Here is a 22198-nt window from a genome sequence, read left to right as displayed (position 1 = left end):
CAAAAGGCCCGCCAAAGCGAGCCCGGTATTTGTGATCTGTCCGATCAGTCCTAGTTATAGTGCCTAGTCTCCATCAGTTCTCAAGTGGATACGTGAACATTAATTTGAGCAAACCGCTTGCGCAACTTAGTTCACTCATGTGCGCGTCAAGCAAGCGAGTTTGTTTTCAACTGATGGGTTTTATTCTGATAAAATTATGCTTAGTAAATTAAGATTGCTCTCAACTAAACCAGTCAGGAGTGCGCCCAGTGCGGCTACACTCACCCAGATCACTCTGAATACGCTGACAGTGCAGATAACAACGGACCTATGGTCATTAAGAAAAGAGCAATCAGGTTATTTAAGTACACTGAAACTGGACGTGGAGGAAAGCGTCAGACTAATAAAGCGCAAAGCAATGTTAGCAGCATCCAGAGAAGCGTCAAAAAAGAAAAAATAGCAGCCTAGCTGTTGTTTTGGAAGCTCGTTGCTTTAGCGGCGAGTAGTTCACGGTTTTGAGGCTTTGAGAAATGCATGTATTGATAAACAGATGCTGCGCTCGTATGAGGCTGAAATACTTTCAGTGTCTGTCGAAATCAGGGTACGCCCGTTTCCTACGCAACAATCCTCGCAGTCTGAAAAACTGAATGAAAGCTAACGATCAGAAAGCTCTGTTAGTCAGATTCGCTCTAAACACTATCTTGGCAGATTCGGTTGTTGTGACTTTTGCTGATACATATTCGCATCTGCATAGGCAAGTAAAGTGTCACTTGTCTCGCCGTGAAGGATTAATTGTGCGACCCCGATACTGGTTCCAACCTCAAGGTGGGTGCCTTCCCAGGCGATTGGTCGCGTAATGTTGTCTTTAATGCGTTCGATGAGTTCTTCAACTGTGTCAGCAAAACCAACGTGAATGAGCGTTTGGTTCACGATGATGACAAACTCATCGCCACCCATTCTCGCAACCGTATCTGTCCGGTATACGCATTTGCGCAAACGCGCTGCAATAATTTGTAAAACTTTGTCTCCTGCAGCATGTCCGTACTGATCATTGATGATTTTGAATTTATCGAGATCCAGTAATAGTAGGTAAGCCGCTTGCTGAGTTTCTTTAGCCTGACGAATTGCGTGAACCAGATCTTCTTCGAGCTTCAATCGATTCGCCAATCCTGTCAACGAATCATGACGTGCTTGACGGTTTAACTGGTCGACTTGTTGGTTATAAGTCTGTGTGACTTCTGTCAGTTCACTGGTCCAGCTCCCAGGAATCGGGTCGAGCGTTTTATGCTGATGCATGGCTTGGCGCAATCTTTGCAGTGGTTTGCCAATGGTGCGTTCGAAACTCCACATAGCACCGAACAATACGGTCACCAATAAAGATAAAAAGATAATGAGTTGCGTGAGCAGTCCGTTTGAAGCAGTTTTCAGTAATGAGATTGCATGAAATCCAATTTTGAAATCACCTAGGTAATGGTTTTTGTGAAACTCATCAAGATAATGCAAAGGGATAGTGACTGTATCGATGTCTTTTGATTGAGGGTTGATTCCGGCTTCGATCGTTTTTTGACCACACTGATCAGGCACACTGGCCCAAAGGACATCTGGCTGCAGAGTCACTGAATCAATAATGCCTTGCGCAGTCAGACTATTGCAATCCCAGAGTGGTTTGGCCAATGCACGCCCAAAGGTTTCAATGGTCTGCATGCGGTGGTTCTGAGCTTGTATGCGTTGATCTTGAGAATAAAGCATCGCTGTCAGAATGGCTGCCACACAATACGTCAACAGCAGCAGCGGCAGTAAAAAACGTAAGAACTGTGTGTATAGTTTGTGACGCGACAATTTGGTGAACCTCTTATGGCTTGAGCAGCAAATGCTGATAACGCTGAGGCACTAATAATTGATCGTAAAATGGATTGTTCAGTTCAATTTCGACCCGATCTTGCCAATGGCTAGTTTTTGAAGGTTGGCGATCTTTGAGCCAAAGTGACTCGAACTCACCGTTTTGTGCAATAACGTCAAAACCGGTCTGTAATGCCTCATACAGTTCATCACCGCTGGAATCCGCAGTCACCCAAACAAAGCGGAACCAGGGGTATCGGATTAACAAATGTTGATCCAGTGTGATTTCGGGATGTGCCTGCTGAAACCGTGGCAGATAGTAGTTGATGGATTCATCAATTCCCATTGGAAAAACATCGATGATGCCTGTGCGAATTTGATTGATGAATTCGCCATTTCGCCAGGCTTGGATTTCTCTTGTGGTGATGTTTGATTGACGGTAAATTTTTGTGTCTAACCAATCAACACCTTGACCGAACGTTAAGGCTTGGAGATCTTCAAGCGACTTGATCCCTTCCGTCTTGTGTTGATGATCTTTGTGGATGAAACCGATGCGCCATCCCAGTAAGCCGCGCTCAATCGGGATTGGGATCATGCGGATTTTTCCGGCAGCGTAAAGTGCAAGCCGTTCCGGAGTCGGTGGCAGTAACGCAACATGGATGCGTCCACTTTGTGCTTCATGAAGACTACGCAACTCTGAGGCTTGAGGCGCTTTTTCTAGTACCGCACGAAATCCCGCAGCCTGCATCGCAGCTTCTAGTAAGTAGTTTGCATAGCTTAGAGATGCTTCCGTTTGAAGCTTGTAGACGGGTGGGTGTGCTGCGTGTATGACAGGCGCCCCCACACTGGCCAATAATCCCACCAAAAAACGGCGACGCTGTCGAGAGAGTAAAGCTGCCATATCTATTCTGAGTTTAATGTTGCCTTAACGTGATGAATTTGTTGTTCGTCATTCAGAATGAAGTGTACTTAAAACACCGACATCTGTTTGTATTTAGACCGATGAAGTCATTTTTGTTGATCATGAATGGCTTTCAGTTACACCGTGGTTTGCAGTTTTCTGTTTGCCGTTTGCATTTTGTGGTTAAGGTTTGTGCTTACGCTTGGTCGCTTGTTTTGTCAGAAAAGAAAGTATTGAGCATCGATTGAGCATATTCTGCCGCGACAGATGATCCGTTCGGTGCTTTAATGGGTCGTGGCGAGCTAGTCCAGGCCATTAACTTCAGTCCAATTGATTGAGCGGCTATGTGGGCTAAATTGTTTGTCCCTTCAGTAACTTGCTCAACCTGGGGATCAGTCCCTTCTGTGCTTTGAATTTCAAGGCCTAGATGGGTGACGCCATTGAGTCGATTAACACAAAGCGTATGCATGAGTAACCAGTTAGTGGCTGACAGATTGTGTGACTTGGCAGTTTTGAGGAGATTTTTGACAAACTCACTCCAAAGCTCATGAGATGCTGTCCTATCTTTGGCATCGAAGGTTGCTACATGGACTTGGGGATTCGTCCAAGATTCGGTACGAGCTTGGAGTTGCTGGTACACATCGCGTTTTAGTTGCTCTGCATTGCTTTGACCCATACTTTCAAAGCCTAGGACTATGTCCGGTGATGTCGATTTACAGGGGATTCTGTCAGAAATCAATTTGAAATAAGCCGTTGTCATTGATTTGAAGTCATCAGTTTGTTCAGTTTGTAGTTGCTGAACGTTGATGGCTTCTATGAGCTCGTCAGGTAGGGTTTTATTGAAGGCTTTCTCTAACGCTGTTTGTAATTCATTTGCATTGAGTTTAAGTGCGAGAATGTACCGATCGATGGGCGCTAGCGTAAGCGGCTCCAATTGACAAAGATTTCTCACAGCGCACATAAAACGAGTCACGCCAATTTCTTTGGTGAGATCGTTGTGGACCGTGATTTTTGAAATGGATGCGGGTAATCCTGCTTCAGCCCGTTTTAAGCGACGCTCAATCTCGGGTAATGTTTCGCGTCCACGCAGCAGAATACGTTGTGCGAGAATCTCAAGCGGGGCAGTGATCTCTATAAAGGTCAGATTAGGAACGATAGTTTGGAGTGTTTCAGCGATGGCGCGTGAGCCATTGGCAATAATGTGTTTGCCTTGTCTTTGCGCATCGAGTAGTTTTTTGGGGAGTGCGTAGTGCAAACCATGCGCTTGCCAGGTGATTAAAAAGGCATCTTGTGCCTCACGCTCAGCAAACTCTGCCTCTGTCACACTTTCATAGATTTCCCCGGGTTTTCCTGGTGCGCGTGTGATGGTGCGTTGTGCAAAGACAAATGCATCGGCTGGAACCTGATCACGAATCCCGTCAATTAAAGTGTCTTTACCAGAGCCGCTGGGTCCAACAATACAGATGAATTGACCAGGTTCCATGGGCTTATCCTCTATTCATCCAATCCTATATCAACAGGTCTGGCAGCTTGTGTAATTTTGCTGGTTGAAATGTAATCGACGCCCGTCATCGCAATGTCTCTAATTGTCTCTAGTGTAATACCACCCGAAGCTTCAACTTTAGTTTGCCCGTCAATCCATTGGACGGCTGTGCGCATATCGGACAAGGACATGTTGTCTAGCATAATCACATCGACACCGGCACTGAGTGCCTCACGAACTTGATCCAAATGATCACATTCGACTTCGAGCTTGGTCAGTACAGGCAAGCCTTTTTTTGCACGTAGTACAGCTTTGGTGAGGCTGCCACAAATCGCAATGTGGTTGTCTTTGATCATAACGCCATTGTCTAAGCCCAGACGATGGTTCAAACCACCACCACAAGTGACGGCATGTTTTTCGAGCATTCTAAGACCGGGTGTTGTTTTACGGGTATCAATTAAACGGGCTTTTGTGCCTGCGATAGCATCGCAGTAATGACGGGTTTCGGTCGCAACTGCGCACAGTCTCTGCAGGATGTTTAACGCTGTTCTTTCGGCTGTGACGATGCTTCTTGAGTTGCCGGTGACGGTGAGTAACTGGTCGCCAGCATGCACAGTTTGACCATCTTTGACAGTGATATCGACGTTTAAACTGGAGTCATAGCGTTGAAATACTTGTTTGGCGACGTGAATGCCGGCAATGACGATGGTTTCACGAGCCCGCATGTAAAACGTGCCGTTAGTGTCTGCATCGAGCATCAATTGCGCAGTTAGATCGCCAGCGCCGATGTCTTCCTGCAACCAAAGATCAATAAGTCGTTGAGTCTGAAAGACATCATACATAGTGTTTTTCCTTCTTCATGCCTGATCAGCTTATGTGTCATTTAGCGTTGCGCTTGATGGCGGCGGGCATATATAAAAATTAAGGTGCATAAACCGATCGCCAAACTGATCCAGCTGTTCGCGATAAAAATTAAAGCAGTCAAAATGGCCAGTAACCATCTGGACGCTTTACTGAGATGGCCCAGTAAATAACCTTCAGTTACACCTGAAAGGGCCCAACACCCGATTAGCGTGCTTGTTATTGTAGCGATGATATCTGTAGGCGATCCCTGAAGCAGAAGTTCAGGGCGAATCAGAAAAATGAGCGGAATAATAAACGCAATCAAACCAATCCGGCAGGCGGTCACCGCAATCACCATTGGATTACTGCCTGAAATGGATGCCGCCGCAAAAGCAGCCACGGCCACAGGTGGTGTGATCGCAGATAGTGCGCAGAAGTACACAATAAACAGATGCGCCGATAAGACATCCGTTCCAAGTGCGATCAGAGCAGGAGCAGCTAAGACAGCGGATAAAGCATAGACTGCGGGCACCGGCATGCCCATTCCTAAAATCACGATGACCGCCACGGCCGTGATAATCGTTAACACATAACTTCCGCTCGCCAAGGCAAACATGGCTGAGCTGATTTTGCCGGTAAGATCCGTCATCGACAATGTGCCCACGACAAGGCCGGCTGCTGCACAGGCAACGCCCACCAAAATAACGCGTTCCACGCCTTTGGCTAAACCTTTGATTAGGTTTTTGAAGAACCCTTGACGGTACTGTGATTTCGTTAAAAACACGGGCAGCATGCCCAGACAGGCTAGTGCTGCGGCAAAAGCTGGGCGATTGAGCGCCAGTACGGCCCAGATAATCGTGATGAGTGGGACGAGATAAGCCCAGTCTTTGCGTAAAACATGCCAGAAACGTGGCAGTTGGTTTTTATTACTTGCACCCAGATTGTGTCGCATTGCGTGATTATTGACGCTCATATACACGCAGAAAAAATAAAAAACTGCTGGAAAAACCGCTGCAATGATGATCTCACTATAAGCAATGCCTGTGAAATCACTCATCAAGAAAGCTGCTGAACCCATCACAGGTGGCAGTAAAGAACCGCCAGTGGAAGCGGCAGCTTCAATGGCGCTGGCACGGACTTTAGAAAAACCATCCCGAACCATCAGGGGAATCGTAAAGGAACCTGTGGTGACGACGTCTGCCGTGGGTGAACCAGAGACCGAACCGTAGAGTGCGGATGAAATGACAGAGACTTTGGCGGGTGCACCGTGTTGATTGCCTACGAGGCTCTGGGCAATGTCATGAAAGAAATTGCCACCGCCAAAGCGATCAAACAAAGCCCCAAAAATCACAAACACAAAAACTAGAAGTGCAGCAACATCTAAGGCGGGTCCAAATAAACCTTCTGTTGTAAAGACCAAATGATCGGCCATTTCTTCCAGAGACAGGGCACGGTGATAGAAAGGCCCGTCAATCTGATCTCCCCAAATCCCGTACATTAGAAATACACTGACTAAGACAACGAGTGTCATGCCAATGCAGCGTCGGGTGGCTTCTAGAACCAATATCAATAGAACAACCGAGACGACGAGATCGAGATCGGTTAAAGGATCTAAAACTGGTAAACGTTCGCTTAGACGACCTTGTTCAAATACTAGATATCCACAGCAGGCAATCGACAGAAGGGCCAAGAGCGCGCCAGCAAATGTCATGTTTTTTGTGCCGAGTGGATTGCCTGTTCTATGAATAAAAGCCAAGCACAAAATAGCACCCAAAAAAAGGTGCAGCGCCAGTAGTGGATCCATATACCAGCCAAAGGCGATTGCCAGGAACAGCAATGCACACATCAGACTGATGACCGTGCTGATGGTTTGAGCAATGATGCCTAAAGTGCGTGGCTGCCCTGAGGCAAGCCACATTCGCCAAGAAGCAGGTGTGGACGGTTGATTCACGGGTTGGTGGCTTGTCAGTTCGGGTGTCTTTACAGATGTAACGTTGGTTTACGGCAACAGGCCAGCTTCTTGATAGGCTTTGATGGCACCTGGATGCAATGGGATGGGTGCAGTGTCTGTCAACGCTTTGGGACTCAGTCGGGCTAGCGTCGCATGCGCAGATTGCAGAAATTTAAAATTGTTCAGCAGAGCGCGCACAAGATCAGCTGCCTCATCATCACTCATGTCTGTCGACGCAAAGACAATCACATTACCTGTAATTGTTTGAATGGCTTTGGTTTGAAAATCGTAGGTTTTAGCGGGCATCTTAATGGGTTTTGTGCCAAGCTCTGCATCAAGTGCCTCGACTTTGTCATTAGATAACCCTAGTAACTGTAAGTCCACATCACGTGAGGCATTCACAATCTGACTTGATGGGAAAGAGAGCATGTTGATGATGAGATCAGAATGGTTGTTTTTCATTTGATCGAGGCCGGCGTTGTAAGGACCATAGGTCACACGACCACCCCAGCGTTCGATGTCCTCAACAGAAAGTCCATAAGCAGCCAAGACCGCTTCACCCGTGATGGCCATTAACGTGCCTTTTTGATTTAAGGAAACACGTAATGGGCGTTTCTCTTCGGCAGCCTTTTCTAGGCTTTTGATGTTTGATGATTGGGTTGCCAAAATCTGAACCGCTGCTTGCGGGTCAATCAGTGCAATGGCGCGGATGTTAGTCAATGGTTTGGTAAAAGGCGTTAAACCTTGTTCTGCACGCAACGCCATTTGTGCGTGTGCAATCCCTAGCTGCACTTTGCCGCTAGAAACAAGGGCGAGATTGCCGGCCTCACGACCTGGCTCATAGGTAAATGAAGAACCAGGGTATGAGGTTTTAATCACCTCACCGATCGCTGTACCAATTGCGCTCCAAGCGCCACCCACGGATCCACCTGCGAGGGTCACTTTGTAAGGACCGCCTGCCTGTACGGATCCGATAGATGCAAACGCTAAGGTTGCAGTTGCGAGAAGACTGCCAAGACAACGCCGAATAATCACGACCAACTCCTGAGTGCTTGTCGGACGACAAGCGACCAATGGTTTTGTAAACGAAGCACATAAAATGTACAAGTGCTTATTCTAACTGACAGGCACCGTATTTTAAGTTATGAGGTTTTTGACGGTGGCGTGTGTATGAATTTACTGGCCTCGTCTAACAGTGGTTGCCAGACAATTTCTAGCTCCTGATGCATGGAAGCCGCTAGTCCATCCAACCCTGGCCAGAGTGTTGCGTGGGTAATGTTCATGCGGTAGAGCTCACGCATGGCTTCCTGACGCATTTCTGTTCGTAAGTTCAAGCGCACGAGCAAATCGCCACTCTCGGGCGTTTCATAGCCTTGCAGAAGTTCGCCAATCGACATGTTTAGCACCCCTGGAATGACGAATAAGCCTGATTGAGCGACCAAGCGACTGTCCATTTCATCAGGTTCACCAAACCAAATCACTGGAAATTGGTTGCTCAAGAAATAGGTCTCAAGCTGAGTGTTGTGTCGAGGATTAATCGTATTTCTGGTTAAATCTGGAAAGTTTTTAGGGGCGAGAGACCACAAGGCTGGGGTATTTAGTGCATAGACCGTACAGTCTGAGCGTGCTGCTTGAAGCGCAAAAAAAGCAGCTACAAATGGCGATTTAGTGAAATCTAGCAAACGGGTGGGAGCCCCATGATGTTGCATCATAGCCAGACAGCGCAGAGTGTTGTCTAAGGCGCTGTGACTGTCGATATGCACATGGGCTTTACGTCGAAACACACGCACGGTTCTTTGTTCGCGCAATGCCCATTCTTCTGCGGGGGCATCTAGCATCATCAGTCTGCGTGACAAAGAGCTATAGAGTGGCACGCCTGAGACGACCTGACCTCGAAATGCCCATTGATCTAATGTACTGATCGTATCCAGAAACTGTTGCCAATTGGTGATGTCCAGAGTTTTCATGTGAGGACTCCGTTGGAATCGGTGCAGCTAATTAGATCCATAGTTTGCAGCAAAGTGACTGTTTCATAGACGGGTAGGCCGACAACTCCAGTGTAACTACCTTCGATATGTGCAATAAAAGCGGCTGCGAGCCCTTGAATCGCATAGGCGCCCGCTTTGCCCATGGGCTCACCTGATTTGACGTACTGCTTGAGCACATCGTCTGGCTGCTTAGAAAACGTGACTTTAGTATGAGTCCGGATATAGTCAATGTCATCTTCCCAACACACAGCCACTGCACTGAATACATCATGTGTTTGGCCATTGAGCAAACGCAGAAATTGTAAGGCTTGTTGCGGACTTTCTGGTTTACCGAGGATTTCACCCTGTAAAGCAACGGTGGTATCGCCCGTCAGAATAGGAAGGTTTTCCAGACCATGCTGGTGTTGTTGTACGTATGCGCGAGCTCGAAAGTTCTTGTCTAAACAAGTTCGACTCACGTAATTTTCTGGGCACTCGTTGTCGAATACCGGTTCATCGTCTTCTTGCGGCGGCAATCGAAGCACCTGTACATTGAGTCCTAACTGTTTAAGCAAACTGAGTCGTCGCGGACTTTCTGAAGCCAAGAGTAACTTGCTTGTATGCAGGTGCCACATGATTTACTCCCGATGGTAAGGGTGGTTGTTGGCGATGGCCGCGACTCGATAAATTTGTTCGTATAGAAAGACTTTAACCATGCTGTGAGGCAACGTCATGGCAGAGAGTTGCAATTGCATGTCGCAGGCTTGGCGTACTTCCGGGGCGAGTCCGTCGGGTCCACCGATCACAAATGTCACTTCGGGAGTGAGCATTTTTTGTGTCTCCAGGAGTTGATGCAATTGCATGGTAGTGCGTGTTTTGCCACGCTCATCCAGTGCGATTTTATAACCCGTGCGCTCTTTTAAAGCGGCTAATAGTCGTTCGCCTTCTTGCGCTTTCATTTGGTCGGCCGTTTTGCCCTGTTGCCTAGGCGCAGGCCGAACCTCTTTGAGCTCAAGCTGCCAGTCTGAGGGGAGTCGTTTCAGATATAAATCACAGGCGGTTTTTACCCAGTCCGGTGTTTTTTGACTGACGGCTAGTACTTGTACTTTCACAACGGGTCTCTCAGTTGTCCTGAGCGGGTTGAGGCATCTGATCTGCTGTTGATTCAGGCAGCAGCTTCATTCGGACGGGTTTGGAACCCCAAATCTCTTCAAGGTTGTAGTAGCGGCGAATTTCAGGTTGCATAATGTGAACGACGATATCGCCCAAGTCGATCAGCACCCATTCACCCACCTCATCGCCTTCACGTGCGAGGACTTGCGCCCCCATGGGGCGTACTTTGTCTTCGACACTAGAAGCCAATGCGCGAGTTTGTCGATTGGTTGCGCCACTGGCAATAATGACGCGATCAAAGAGGCTGGTTTGCCCTGTGGTGTCAAAGACTTTAATGTCTTGTGCTTTGACGTCTTCGAGCGCATCAACGACGGCTCTTTGTAATTTACGAATATCCATGCGTGTATTAATTCCTAGGACTGTATTTCATACAGTTTGTGTTGTTTGATGTATTGCGCAACGCGCGGGTCAAGCATGTCGTCGACACACGCACCTTGTGCGAGCTTTTGGCGCAGATCACTGGCGGAAATTGGCATCGGCTCCAGTGGTAGTGATTGTATTTTTGCGAGCCCCTGAGCGACACGCTGCTGTAAAGCGTCAGGAATGGTTTGTGGAGAGCCGGGTCGTTCAGCCACGAGCAAGGTGACACGTTGTGCGATGTCTTCCCAGCGATGCCAGCTACAAAAGTTCGCTAACTGATCGGATCCGAGTATCCAGTAATACGTATGGGCATTATCGAGCATTTCAAGGGTGTCGATGGTGTAAGTAGCCCCAGACCTTTCTAATTCAATCTGATTTAAGCGCAAGTTAGGTTTGCCAGCAATCGCCAACTCGATCATCTCAGCCCGTTGTTCAGGGGTTGCTTTGAGGGTTGGTTTTTGCCAAGGTTGGCCCGCAGGGATGAGATCAACCGCATCCAGTTGCTGTTGGTCGAGTGCCGCACAGGCAACTGCGACATGCGCCTTGTGGATTGGATCAAAGCTGCCACCGAGAAGCCCTATTCGCATGCAAGCCAGTCCTTAGGGGTGAGATATTCGTAGAGCTTGGCTTCTTCAGAACCAGGTGCCGGGTGCCAGTCATAGCGCCAGTTCACCACGGGTGGCATGGACATCAGAATGGATTCTGTGCGCCCGCCCGATTGCAGTCCAAAGAGAGTTCCGCGATCAAAGACCAGGTTGAACTCAACGTAACGTCCTCGACGGTAGTGCTGAAAATCTTTATGCAATGGCTCAAAGGGCAGCTGTTGTCGCTTTTGGACGATAGGTTGATATGCACCTAAAAATGCATCACCGACTGAGCGTGTGATCGAAAACGACTCTTCAAAGCCTGGTTCATTCAGATCATCAAAAAAAACGCCACCTACACCCCGAGTTTCTTGTCGGTGTTTTAAATAGAAATATTCATCACACCAAGCTTTGTACGCCGGATACAGTGCTGGGTCATGTGCATTGAGCGCATCGTAGCAGCTTTGATGAAAGTGTTTGGCATCTTCTTCAAAGACATAGTAGGGTGTTAAATCCATGCCACCACCAAACCAGAAAATGTCGTGATCTTCACTACCTGGCTGGGCATAGGCGACGAACATGCGCACATTCATGTGTGTGGTCGGCACAAAGGGATTGTCTGGATGTAAAACCAGAGAGACCCCCATGGCTTCCCAACGTCGACCGGCAACTGCAGGGCGGTGTGACGTGGCAGATGCTGGCAATGTATCGCCCATCACATGGCTAAATAGCACTCCAGCACGCTCAAACACTTGACCGTTTTCAAGGAGGCGAGAAACACCGCCACCACCTTGCTCACGCGTCCAGCGATCGGTCTGAAAGGGCGTGCCATCGAGTGCCTCAAGACCGCTCACGATCGACTGTTGCAGTGTCAAAAAATAGTCTTTGACGCGGGCCGTATCGACTTTGAGTGGTGCGTTCATGATTTCAGTGCACGCCAGGCGATATCGCGCCGGAACTGTGCCCCCTCAAACTGAATTTGATCCACGATTGCGTAGGCATCTTCTCTCGCTTCTTCAACCGTATCGGCTAGTGCAGTGACGCACAGGACACGTCCACCACTAGTGCGTAGAGTTTGTCCATCCAGTGTGGTGCCCGCATGAAAAACAACGCAAGTGTCGGTGTTTTGTGGCAAATTGGTGATTGCGTCGCCTGTACGTGGTGTGTCCGGGTAGTTGGCGCTTGCCATCACAACACCTAAAGCAGTGCGTGGATCCCAATCCAGTGTGATCTCATTCAAACGCCCTTGTGTGGCCGCTTCTAAAGCATCGAGCAAATCAGAGCGTAATCGCAAGAAAATCGGCTGTGTCTCCGGATCACCCATGCGACAGTTAAATTCGAGCACTTTAATGGGTCTGGTGGCGTCATCGCCGTCGCCAATCATGACCCCGGCATACAAAAAGCCGCTGTAGGGTAGACCATCACTGGCCATACCCTCGATCGTAGGTTGAATGACCTCACGCATGATGCGATCGTGTATCACCGGGCTGACAATGGGAGCAGGGGAGTATGCGCCCATGCCACCTGTGTTTGGCCCTTGATCTCCATCGAGTAAGCGTTTGTGATCCTGACTGCTTGCCAACGGCAGAATATTTTGCCCATCGGCCATCACAATAAAGCTGGCTTCTTCGCCTGTGAGAAACTCTTCAATCACAACGCGAGCGCCGGCTTGGCCCAAAGCCCCGTCGCCCAGCATGGCGTCAACAGCTGTATGGGCTTCGTCTAAGGTCATGGCGACAACCACGCCTTTACCAGCCGCTAAACCATCGGCTTTCACCACAATCGGTGCGCCTTGCTGATCGATGTAAGCGTGCGCTGCTTGTGGATCTTCGAAGGTCGCATAAGCGGCTGTGGGAATTTGATGACGCACCAGAAACTGTTTGGCGAAGTCTTTGGAGCTCTCGAGCTGCGCACTGGCTTTGGTGGGACCAAAAATAGCCAGACCACGCGCTTTGAATGCATCAACGACACCGGCCGCCAACGGCGCTTCGGGTCCAACGACCGTCATGCCAATGCCTTCACGACTCGCGAAATCTGCTAATTCTTCAGGCGCCTGTATATTAAGATTTGATAAACCTTCGTGGGTTGCTGTTCCGCCATTGCCAGGTGCGACAAAGACCTGAGAGACTCTAGGTGATTTCAGCAAATGCCAGGCGATGGCGTGTTCGCGACCACCTGAACCAATGATAAGCACTTTCATGAGCGTTACTCGTCCTCGCTGGGCATACTGGCGTTCGTAAAGACTTCTTGTACATCGTCGAGCGACTCGAGCGTATCGATCAGTTTTTGTACGCTCTCAGCCTGTGCACCTTCGATTTCGACTTCGGTTTCAGGACGCATCACGACATCCGCTAAAATTGGCTCAAGCGCTGCCTCTTTGAAGGCTGCTTGTAAATCACCAAAGACGTTGGGCTCACATAAAACCTCAATGGTGCCTTCTTCCTCGTCAGTAATGACATCGTCCGCCCCGTTTTCGAGGGCAATGTTCATAATGTCATCTTCCGAGGTGCCGGGTGCAAAGTAAAATTGACCGCAGCGCTGAAACAGATAAGCAACGCAGCCATCTTGACCCAGATTGCCACCATTTCTAGAAAACGCGTGACGAACCTCAGCCACGGTTCGCATATGGTTGTCGGTGACGGTATCAACCAGAACGGCCACACCACCAGCGCCATAGCCTTCGTAGCGCATTTCAGTGTAGTTTTCGCCTTCCGTGCCACCGGAGCCCCGTTGAATGGCGCGCTGAATATTATCTTTGGGCATATTGGCCGCTGTGGCTTTCTCGATGGCCAGACGCAATCGTGGATTGCTATCGATGTCATCGCCACCTTCTTTGGCCGCAACGGTAATTTCACGGATGATTTTTGTCCACAGCTTGCCGCGCTTGGCATCTTGACGCCCTTTGCGGTGCTGAATATTGGCCCATTTACTATGACCTGCCATGTTTTATTCGCAATTATCTATCTAGAGAATTTATAAGAAAATACAACCTATTCTAGCCTGTCAGACCGTTTGCTGTCGTCTCAATGTGTATATCAGGTGTTTTCTGGATGTTTTTTTTGCCGCCATGGGATATCTTGAGGGGTAAGTTGTTATTTTTTCAATCCGGAGTCACTATGTCCATTCTTACTCAAGCGGTTCAGATCGAACAACACGGCGGACCAGAGGTCCTCAAAATGGTGGAGGTGTCTGTACCAGAACCCAGTGCCAACGAAATTACCATTCGTCAGCATGCTGTCGGGTTGAATTTTATTGATATTTATTACCGTACTGGCCTATATAAATCACCATTGCCGCATGGTTTGGGTTTTGAAGGTGCGGGTGAAGTCATTGCAGTTGGTAAGGATGTGACACGATTCCAAGTTGGAGATCGTGTCGCTTATGGGCAAAGCCCGATCGGAGCCTATGCGTATGTCCGTAATTTGCCAGCTGCTCAAGCGGTCAAGTTGCCACAAGGTATTTCTTACGAAGATGCTGCAGCCATGATGCTCAAAGGGCTGACTGTGCAGTATTTGTTCCGTCAGACCTATCGTCTTAAAGAAGGTGAGACGATTCTGTTCCATGCCGCCGCAGGTGGCGTGGGTTTGATCGCATGCCAATGGGCTCGTGCTTTGGGCGTGCGGTTGATTGGTACGGCGTCCTCGCAGAAGAAAATGGATTTGGCGCTTGAGCATGGTGCCAGCGAAATGATCAATTACACGACTGAAGATGTACCGGCTCGTTTGTTAGAACTCACAGACGGTCAGAAAGTGCCTGTCGTTTATGACAGTGTCGGTAAAAGCACTTGGGAAATGTCGCTCGATTGCTTGCAGCCTAGAGGATTGATGGTGAGCTTCGGTAATGCATCGGGTGCAGTTGAAGGCGTTAATCTGGGAACGTTGGCAGCAAAAGGGTCGCTCTATGTGACTCGTCCAGTGCTGGGGGCCTACACCAATACCCCTGAGAAACTGCAAGCCGCTGCAGATGAGTTGTTTGAACTGGTGTTGGCAGGCAAAATTCGTTTGCGCATTGATCAACGCTATCGATTAGAGGAGGCCGCTTTGGCACAAGAGACCTTGGCGGGTCGTCAAACAACCGGTGCCAGTGTGTTCTCGTTGATCTGATCGGTTTCTCGTTGAAAACAGGCATTAAAACTAAAGCCGCCCAAAGCATGGCATAGTCTCCATCGCTTTGGGCGGCTTTCTGATTGATCAGATGATTACGACTCGGGACTCAAGTGATAGTCAGTGACACGTTGAACTTCATTACGCGAACCCATGACCACGGCCACACGTTCATGCAAGCCTTCTGGCTGAATGTCCATGATGCGCTCACGCCCGTTGGTCGCCATCCCTCCAGCTTGCTCCACCAAGAATGACATTGGATTGGCTTCATACATGAGGCGCAGTTTGCCGGGTTTATTCGGTTCTCTAGCGTCACGTGGGTACATAAAAATGCCACCGCGGATGAGCAAACGATGGACATCGGCCACCATGGACGCAATCCAACGCATGTTGAAGTTTTTGCCACGAATACCTTCCGTACCTGCGAGACATTCATCAATGTAGCGTCTCACAGGGGCTTCCCAGTGGCGTGAGTTCGAGGCGTTAATTGCAAATTCGCTTGTGTCCTCAGGGATCGTGATGTTGTCATGGGTTAAGACCCAAGAACCCATTTCGCGATCTAACGTAAAGCCCACCACGCCTTCACCCACAGTCAGAATTAACATGGTTTGTGGACCGTAAATGGCGTAACCTGCCGCAACTTGTGTATGACCTGGTTGCAGGAAGTCTTCTTCACAAATATGCTCGCGGCCGGCGACATCAGAAGGCGCTTTAATAACTGAGAAAATAGTACCAATCGAAACGTTCACATCGACGTTGGATGAACCATCGAGTGGATCAAATAGCAGTAGGTATTCACCTTTGGGATAGCGGTTAGGAATGACATAAATCGCTTCCATTTCTTCGGAAGCCATGGCAGCCAGATGACCACCCCATTCGTTGGCTTCCAATAAGACTTCATTGGAAATCACGTCAAGTTTTTTCTGAACTTCACCTTGAACGTTTTCACTGCCGAGGCTGCCTAAAACACCACCCAGCGCACCTTTACTGACGGCATGGCTAATAGTTTTACAGGCACGCGAGACAATTTCAATCAGTAGGCGTAATTCAGCCGGTAATGCATGATCGGTTCGTTGTTTTTCAATGAGATACTGGGTTAATGAGGTTTTTTTCTGTTTCATGGTGGATGCTTTTAAAAGTTGATCAAAGGGCAACTGTGATGAGTCTGCCCGCATATGTATTGTGGACGTTTACAGTTCTAGTGCTTTTTGAACAATCTCACGTGTGTTAGGCGATAGTTTAGGATGAATGTTCACCTTTTCTAATGCCGCTTGCATGGCTTGTGCCACTTTGGGCGTATGGCCTCTCCAGTGATCCATGAGTCGCGCAAAACGAGCCGCAATTTCTGGGTTGTCTTTGTCCAGCGTGCAGACCTGTTCAGTCCAGAATGCGTAACCGCTTCCGTCTTGGCTATGAAAGCCCAGCGGATTGTTGATACAAAACTGAAATACGAGCGCACGAATCCTATTTGGGTTTCTGGCGTTATAGGCAGGATGTTGCATCAATGTGCGGATGTCATTGACCGTCGTGCCGGGGGCAGTGGCTTGTAATGCAAACCACTTATCAATGACGAGTGGATCATCTTGGAATTGTGCATAAAACGCATCTGCATGTTGCTTGGCCTGCGCTTTGGCGGTGGGATGTAGAAACAATGCTTGTAAAGCACCGAATTGCAAGGTCATGTTGTCAGCCTGGGTGTATTGCGTTTGTGTCAACGACAATGCTTCAGGATGTGCTGCGCTACATAACCAACTGAGTGCTAGGTTATACATGTCGCGCCGGCCTGCAGCGACGGCACCGGGATCAAAGGGTTGCCCAGGTTGTGGCTGAAGATCAGTAATAAGTTTGAGAAGTTGGGGTGCCAAGGCTGTCCCCAACTGTTTAATAAGATCGATTTTGGCTTGTGCAACACCGACCGGATCTATCTCATCCATGAGTTGCAACAGGTAAGCATCTTTGGGTAGTTGCAGCAAACGGGCACGGTAGCCTTCGTCAATCTGGTCGTCTTGTAATACAGCACTCAGTGTTTCAACCAGTGATGCATGTTCTGTTTCAGAGGCTTGGGGGTTGGTGAGCGAATTCAGAATTGTGCGCGACAGCAAATCCTGCATGGCTTGCCAGCGTGCAAACGCGTTGGCATCGTGCCTAGCGAGATGATGCAAAGTGCGGTCATCATAGCAGTACTCAATGCGCACGGGTGCACTGAAATCTCTTAAGAGTGAGGGCAATGCATTTTGGGTCCAGTCATCGATAAGCCAAGACTGGGTTGTTTGCGTGAGTTCCAACAAAATGGTTGTGTCAGTCTGGCCTTCACAGCGTAAGGTTAAGGCTTGACCATCGGGTTCGATCGCACCAATGGCAAATGGGATATGTAGGGGAGGTTTTTCCAGCGATGCAGTGCGTTCAATGCCAACGGGTGGATTGCTTTGTGTCAGTGTGATACGAACTTGATTTGTTTGATCCGTAGATTCAATTGTGACGTGCACGGTTGGGGTGCCCGCTTGATCGTACCAACGCATAAATTGTCTCAATGATCTGGAAGAGTCTTGTAACTTCCAAGCATCTTCTAAAGCGTTGACCCAGTCTTCGCAGGTGACAGCTTGGCCATCGTGGCGCTCAAAATACAGTTGGGTACCCACCTGAAACGTGGTTTCGCCTAGCAGAGTGTGCAACATCCGAATCAGTTCTGCGCCTTTCTCATAAATAGTGGCCGTATAGAAGTTGCTGATTTCTTCGTAGCTTTGTGGACGCACGGGGTGTGCCATGGGCCCGGAATCTTCGGGAAACTGGCTGTTGCGAAGGACGGTGACATCATCGATGCGCTTGATGGCGCGTGCGCTCGCGGCGCGTTGTGCATCTAATCCCTGTGCCAACATATCGGCTGTAAATTCTTGATCTCTAAAAACCGTCAAACCTTCTTTGAGACTGAGCTGGAACCAGTCACGGCACGTGACGCGGTTGCCGGTCCAATTATGGAAATACTCATGACCAATGACGGCTTCGATGTTTCGGTAATTCGTGTCTGTCGCGGTTCGAGGGTTGGCTAGAACGTAGGCGTCATTAAATACGTTGAGCCCTTTGTTTTCCATAGCGCCCATATTAAAGTCGCTCACTGCAACAATCATGAAGCGATCCAGATCTAGTTCAAGGTTAAAGCGCGACTCATCCCATCGAATTGAACGGATGAGGCTTTCCATGGCCCACTCCGTACGGTCGAGTGTGCCCGGGTCACTATAGATTTGTAATAAGACGTCACGGCCGCTTTTGATTTTAAGAGATTGCTCGCGACAATCAAAACGACCTGCGACCAAGGCAAATAGATAAGAAGGCTTTGGGAATGGGTCTTCCCAAACACACAGGTGTCGACCCGATTCGAGAGAGGCTTCCTTAATCAAATTGCCATTCGATAAAAGGGTCGGATAACGTGTTTGACACGCTTTTAAGGTCACGCGATAAGTGGCCATGACATCAGGGCGATCGGCAAACCAGCAGATGCGACGCATACCTTGTGCTTCACATTGAGTCAGTAGGTTCTGACCAGAGGCGTATAAACCCATCAGTGCATGGTTTTCAGAAGGGTTTAGGCTGTTGTGAATTTCTATTTGGCATTGAGTCGGTAAGTTATGAATTTGCAATAAGCTGCGATCATCATTAAACGTATAGTCCAACCAATCAATGCCATCGACTCGCAGGGCAGTTAGATTTAATTCATCGCCATCTAGAGTGAGCGACTGTTTAATGGTGTCAGAAGGGTTTTTATACTCAGCCTGAAACTGGCACACCACGGTTGTATGCGAAGGTTCAAGATCAAATGTGAGATCGACCTGAGATAAAGAGTAAGGGTAGGGTTGGTAGTCTGTGCGTTGAACGGTCATACAAATTTAATGAGATTAATCAGTGTTTGACTGTATTGTACGCATGGCGAGCACAAACCGTGTCTGAGCCTTTAAAGAGACACGTGAATTATGAATAGACAAGCGGATCAAAACTTAATGAAAAAACTAACGAAAAGACCCAATAAAAAGAAGAGCATGATAAGTTTTTGATCTCATCATGCTCACTATGGATAGCCGGTGCTAACGTGTCTTAAGCAGGTGCGTCGGTCGGTTTCTCAATCAGAAACTCCTCGCGTGAGCGACCTGCTTTTTCTTCGTTAACCAGCCAGATGGGTGTGCGTCCACGCCCTGTCCAGGTCATACCAGAATCGGGATGGCGATATTTTGGCGGTACCGGTGCGCGTTTGGTTGCGGTTCTTTGGGAAGCAGCGCGACCAGGTTTGCCTTTCGCAAATGCCTGGGCAATTTCCTCGGGGGTAATGTCAAACTCACGCATTGTGCGCAAGATTGAAGCGATCGCAGGCTTACGGTTTTTTTGTTCCAGCTGCTCAATCTGCTTTTGCAGTTTGTCCATTTCCCTTTGTATCTTTGCTTTTTTTGCTGCAAAGTTAGTCATAGTCATTGATATTGCCTTTAGGTGATATCGGTTTAATTTGTTTTCTAAAAGATTGTTCAGCTTTGTGTTGCCGAACGCTTTAATAGAAATGTTCGACAAATTGTATCTTGAAAATAGATTTTCTGAAACATTTAAACGAAATTTATTTGAATCGGTATTAATACGAATCAGATTTAGAAGCTTGTTGGAAAGGTAATTGAGCTGTTATTGAATAATTTAACCTGTTGTTAATAAACAAACTTCTTGGCATTAAGTGAAATAAGTAACTAGTGAATATGACTAAAGGATTGTGAGGTGTTTAAAGGGGTTTCTGCAATTCAATTAAGATGAATCACATTATGAATAAATTGAAAGTGACTGGAATTTGAAGGTAACTGATAACACCTTATGGAAATGTTTCATGAATGTCTACGATGAGCGCACATGGTTTTTTTGAACATAGCTAATCAAAAACAGATTTTTGAAGTTGGCAGTAAATGAAAAAATGAATATGAATATTTAATATGTTATGTGATTTTTTTTATCAAATTAATAATAAATTGTTTATTTTAAATTTAGTTTTTTTTATTTAAAATTTCGAATGTTTGAAAATTGAACTTTAAAGACTAGTTGTTGATTGTGTGTGCCATTTGATGAGTTTCGTTAATTGATCGTAATCAGATAGTCAAGTGTTGTTTGTATGTGATGCCTAGGGGAAAACCCCTTTATTTTTAATGAAAAGCCTTATTTTTGAGCAATTTGATTTTGTAATAAAAATTTGATATGTAACGCGCGCGCATAGCGCGCTTAATATTTCCGGAGTTTAATTATTATCTTTTTTAATACTGTTTTGTATGTCATTAGTTATTTTTAATAATGAAATGAGTTAATTAAATTTGTAAATTTTCAGATTAATTGTTGTGTTACCATTTTTTTCAATTCGTGAGAATGTCTGAGTGGTTTTTTATTACTGGAGTGTGTGCTGTACAAAGCTTGAGTCACTGATGACTGCCAGACCTATTTCAATAAGAAGCAAAGGAGTAAGCATGAATCTGACAATCAAATCTTTCATTCTGGCAGGCACGTTGTGTGTTACTGCTGCTGGAATGACAACACAAGCAGCCGATTTAGAAACCGTTAAGAAGAACGGTGTACTCAGAGTCGCCGTGGCGAACGAAATCCCCTACGGTTATATGGATCTTGATGGCCAAGCCCGTGGTGCGGGTCCTGATGTTGCCAAACAAATTGCAAAAGCACTGGGTATTGAAAAAATCGAATGGGTGACAACCAACTTTGGTTCATTGATTCCAGGTTTGCAAGCAGATCGATTCGATATGGTGGCGGCCGAAATGGCGGTTCTGCCACAACGTTGTCAGCAAATTATTTATTCCGAACCCAATAGTTCATACGGTGAAGGCCTTTTGGTGCCCACAGGTAATCCTAAAAACATCCATGATTTTGAAAGCTTTGCGACTTCAGGCTTAAAGGTCGCCATTATGGCCGGTGCCGATCAACTCGAGATGTTGCAGGCAATGAATGTGCCTGAAGCACAGATCGTGACGCTGGCAAGCAACTCCGATGCAATCTCAACTGTTTCAACTGGCAGAGCCGATGCGTACGCGGCAACAAGCCTCACAGTGGGCGGATTAGCCACAAAAAGTGACAAGGTTCAAGCAGCTGAAGATTTTGTTGATCCGGTCGTTGACGGTGAAGTTGTTCGTAGCTGGGGTGCCTTTGCGTTTTCTAAGAACTCAGAAAGCCTGCGCGATGCTGTCAATGAAGTGCTTATCGACTTTAAGAAAACACCTGCCTGGAAAGAGATTTTGACAGGTTACGGCTTTTCGGATGAGGACGTCTCTGAATCGTTTGAGCGTACAACTGCCCAACTGTGTGAGCAGTAAGCCAACATTATGAACTGGATCAATTACCTCGACCCTCTGCTACAGGGGGTTCGGGTGACCGTGGAGCTCACGGTGTATTCCACCGTACTGGGTGCGCTGTTTTCCTTTCTGTTTGGGGTCGGTCGCCTCTCGAATACAACAGCGATTCGTTGGCTGTCTGTCAGCATAATTGAAGTGTTTCGAGGCACTTCATTGCTTGTACAACTCTTTTGGCTGGTGTTTGCATTACCGATTGTGGGTCAGATGATTGGTGTCAATCTGAGCTTGCCTTTGATCGTAGCGGGTACGTTGGCCTTAAGTCTTAATATTGGTGCTTATGGTGCCGAAGTGGTGCGAGGTGCAATTCAAGCGGTATCGCACAACCAATATGAAGCCGCTTTGGCACTGGATTTCACACCGCGACAAACCCTTTGGCGCATTGCAATTCCGCAGGCAATTCCTGAAATGATGCCCAGCTTTGGGAATCTGGCGATACAGAATCTGAAAGACACAGCGCTCGTTTCACTGATTGGCTTGAGTGATATGGCATTTCAGGCAGAAAGATTGCGCAATATAACGCAAGACAGCACGTCTATTTACACCCTGCTGCTCTTTATGTACTTCGGCATGGCCCTGGTGATTACGCTGCTAATGCGATTGCTCGAGAAGTACGTCAGCCGCTGGCGCTTTCGAGGAGGCTGAAG

20 protein-coding genes are annotated in these 22198 nt (G+C 47.7%); 3 read left to right on the top strand and 17 right to left on the bottom strand.

The window, feature by feature from the left end:
• Positions 1–675: 675 nt before the first annotated feature.
• The 14 genes from ACOI06_RS13130 to ACOI06_RS13065 form a co-directional block, all read right to left on the bottom strand.
• Positions 676–1818 (bottom strand): diguanylate cyclase domain-containing protein, encoded by a 1143-nt coding sequence (locus tag ACOI06_RS13130; RefSeq protein WP_420663048.1) that lies wholly within the window; start codon positions 1816–1818, stop codon positions 676–678.
• A 13-nt stretch (positions 1819–1831) separates the two neighbouring features.
• Positions 1832–2719: an amino acid ABC transporter substrate-binding protein gene (locus ACOI06_RS13125; protein WP_420663047.1), complete on the bottom strand. Its 888-nt coding sequence runs from the start codon at positions 2717–2719 to the stop codon at positions 1832–1834.
• A gap of 196 nt (positions 2720–2915) precedes the next feature.
• Positions 2916–4202 carry a hypothetical protein gene (locus ACOI06_RS13120; RefSeq protein WP_420663046.1) on the bottom strand — a complete coding sequence of 429 codons (1287 nt, stop codon included), beginning with the start codon at positions 4200–4202 and terminating at the stop codon, positions 2916–2918.
• Positions 4203–4213: 11 nt separating this feature from the next.
• Positions 4214–5044 carry a carboxylating nicotinate-nucleotide diphosphorylase gene (gene nadC / locus ACOI06_RS13115; RefSeq protein ID WP_420663045.1) on the bottom strand — a complete coding sequence of 277 codons (831 nt, stop codon included), beginning with the start codon at positions 5042–5044 and terminating at the stop codon, positions 4214–4216.
• 41 nt (positions 5045–5085) lie between these two features.
• The gene (locus tag ACOI06_RS13110; RefSeq protein WP_420663044.1) at positions 5086–6996 is read right to left on the bottom strand and encodes a TRAP transporter permease; all 1911 of its coding nucleotides are present in this window, start codon (positions 6994–6996) and stop codon (positions 5086–5088) included.
• A gap of 48 nt (positions 6997–7044) precedes the next feature.
• Entirely contained in the window at positions 7045–8031 is a 987-nt protein-coding gene (locus ACOI06_RS13105) for a TAXI family TRAP transporter solute-binding subunit (RefSeq protein ID WP_420663043.1), read from the bottom strand.
• A gap of 107 nt (positions 8032–8138) precedes the next feature.
• The gene (locus ACOI06_RS13100) at positions 8139–8963 is read right to left on the bottom strand and encodes an FRG domain-containing protein (RefSeq protein WP_420663042.1); all 825 of its coding nucleotides are present in this window, start codon (positions 8961–8963) and stop codon (positions 8139–8141) included.
• The gene (locus ACOI06_RS13095) at positions 8960–9598 is read right to left on the bottom strand and encodes a Maf family protein (protein WP_420663041.1); all 639 of its coding nucleotides are present in this window, start codon (positions 9596–9598) and stop codon (positions 8960–8962) included. Before ACOI06_RS13095 ends, ACOI06_RS13100 begins: the two co-directional genes overlap by 4 nt.
• 3 nt (positions 9599–9601) lie before the next feature.
• Positions 9602–10075, bottom strand: coding sequence for a 23S rRNA (pseudouridine(1915)-N(3))-methyltransferase RlmH (gene rlmH, locus ACOI06_RS13090; protein ID WP_420663040.1), 474 nt, complete (start codon positions 10073–10075; stop codon positions 9602–9604).
• 10 nt (positions 10076–10085) lie between these two features.
• Positions 10086–10475: a ribosome silencing factor gene (gene rsfS, locus ACOI06_RS13085; protein ID WP_420663039.1), complete on the bottom strand. Its 390-nt coding sequence runs from the start codon at positions 10473–10475 to the stop codon at positions 10086–10088.
• Positions 10476–10489: 14 nt separating this feature from the next.
• A complete protein-coding gene (nadD, locus tag ACOI06_RS13080) occupies positions 10490–11083 on the bottom strand; it encodes a nicotinate-nucleotide adenylyltransferase (protein ID WP_420663038.1) in 594 nt (197 codons plus the stop codon).
• Entirely contained in the window at positions 11074–12003 is a 930-nt protein-coding gene (gene hemF, locus ACOI06_RS13075) for an oxygen-dependent coproporphyrinogen oxidase (protein ID WP_420663037.1), read from the bottom strand. The genes nadD and hemF overlap by 10 nt, the downstream gene beginning before the upstream one ends.
• Entirely contained in the window at positions 12000–13280 is a 1281-nt protein-coding gene (gene purD / locus ACOI06_RS13070) for a phosphoribosylamine--glycine ligase (protein WP_420663036.1), read from the bottom strand. Before purD ends, hemF begins: the two co-directional genes overlap by 4 nt.
• 5 nt (positions 13281–13285) lie before the next feature.
• Entirely contained in the window at positions 13286–14023 is a 738-nt protein-coding gene (locus tag ACOI06_RS13065; protein ID WP_420663035.1) for a YebC/PmpR family DNA-binding transcriptional regulator, read from the bottom strand.
• Positions 14024–14196: 173 nt separating this feature from the next.
• Here ACOI06_RS13065 and ACOI06_RS13060 point away from each other — a divergent pair, with 173 nt between their 5' ends.
• Positions 14197–15183, top strand: a complete 987-nt coding sequence (locus ACOI06_RS13060) for a quinone oxidoreductase family protein (protein WP_420663034.1) — start codon at positions 14197–14199, stop codon at positions 15181–15183.
• Positions 15184–15278: 95 nt separating this feature from the next.
• Here ACOI06_RS13060 and ACOI06_RS13055 read toward each other — a convergent pair whose 3' ends face one another.
• The 3 genes from ACOI06_RS13055 to ACOI06_RS13045 form a co-directional block, all read right to left on the bottom strand.
• Positions 15279–16304, bottom strand: a complete 1026-nt coding sequence (locus ACOI06_RS13055) for a class 1 fructose-bisphosphatase (protein ID WP_420663033.1) — start codon at positions 16302–16304, stop codon at positions 15279–15281.
• Between the two features lie 69 nt (positions 16305–16373).
• A complete protein-coding gene (gene pepN, locus ACOI06_RS13050; protein ID WP_420663032.1) occupies positions 16374–19058 on the bottom strand; it encodes an aminopeptidase N in 2685 nt (894 codons plus the stop codon).
• 211 nt (positions 19059–19269) lie between these two features.
• Complete coding sequence (locus ACOI06_RS13045) at positions 19270–19641, bottom strand: H-NS family nucleoid-associated regulatory protein (RefSeq protein WP_420663031.1); 372 nt, start codon at positions 19639–19641, stop codon at positions 19270–19272.
• A 1019-nt stretch (positions 19642–20660) separates the two neighbouring features.
• On the opposite strand from ACOI06_RS13045, the gene ehuB reads away from it, so the two are divergent.
• Together ehuB and ehuC are read left to right on the top strand one after the other, a co-directional pair.
• Complete coding sequence (gene ehuB, locus ACOI06_RS13040) at positions 20661–21515, top strand: ectoine/hydroxyectoine ABC transporter substrate-binding protein EhuB (RefSeq protein WP_420663030.1); 855 nt, start codon at positions 20661–20663, stop codon at positions 21513–21515.
• A gap of 9 nt (positions 21516–21524) precedes the next feature.
• Complete coding sequence (ehuC, locus tag ACOI06_RS13035; protein ID WP_420663029.1) at positions 21525–22196, top strand: ectoine/hydroxyectoine ABC transporter permease subunit EhuC; 672 nt, start codon at positions 21525–21527, stop codon at positions 22194–22196.
• Positions 22197–22198 lie beyond the last annotated feature (2 nt).

This window comes from Orrella sp. 11846 (genome assembly GCF_048820935.1).
In the GTDB taxonomy this organism is placed as follows: Bacteria; Pseudomonadota; Gammaproteobacteria; order Burkholderiales; family Burkholderiaceae_B; genus Algicoccus.
Note: the sequence above shows the minus strand (reverse complement) of the source record. Positions and strands in the feature narration are given on the sequence as shown.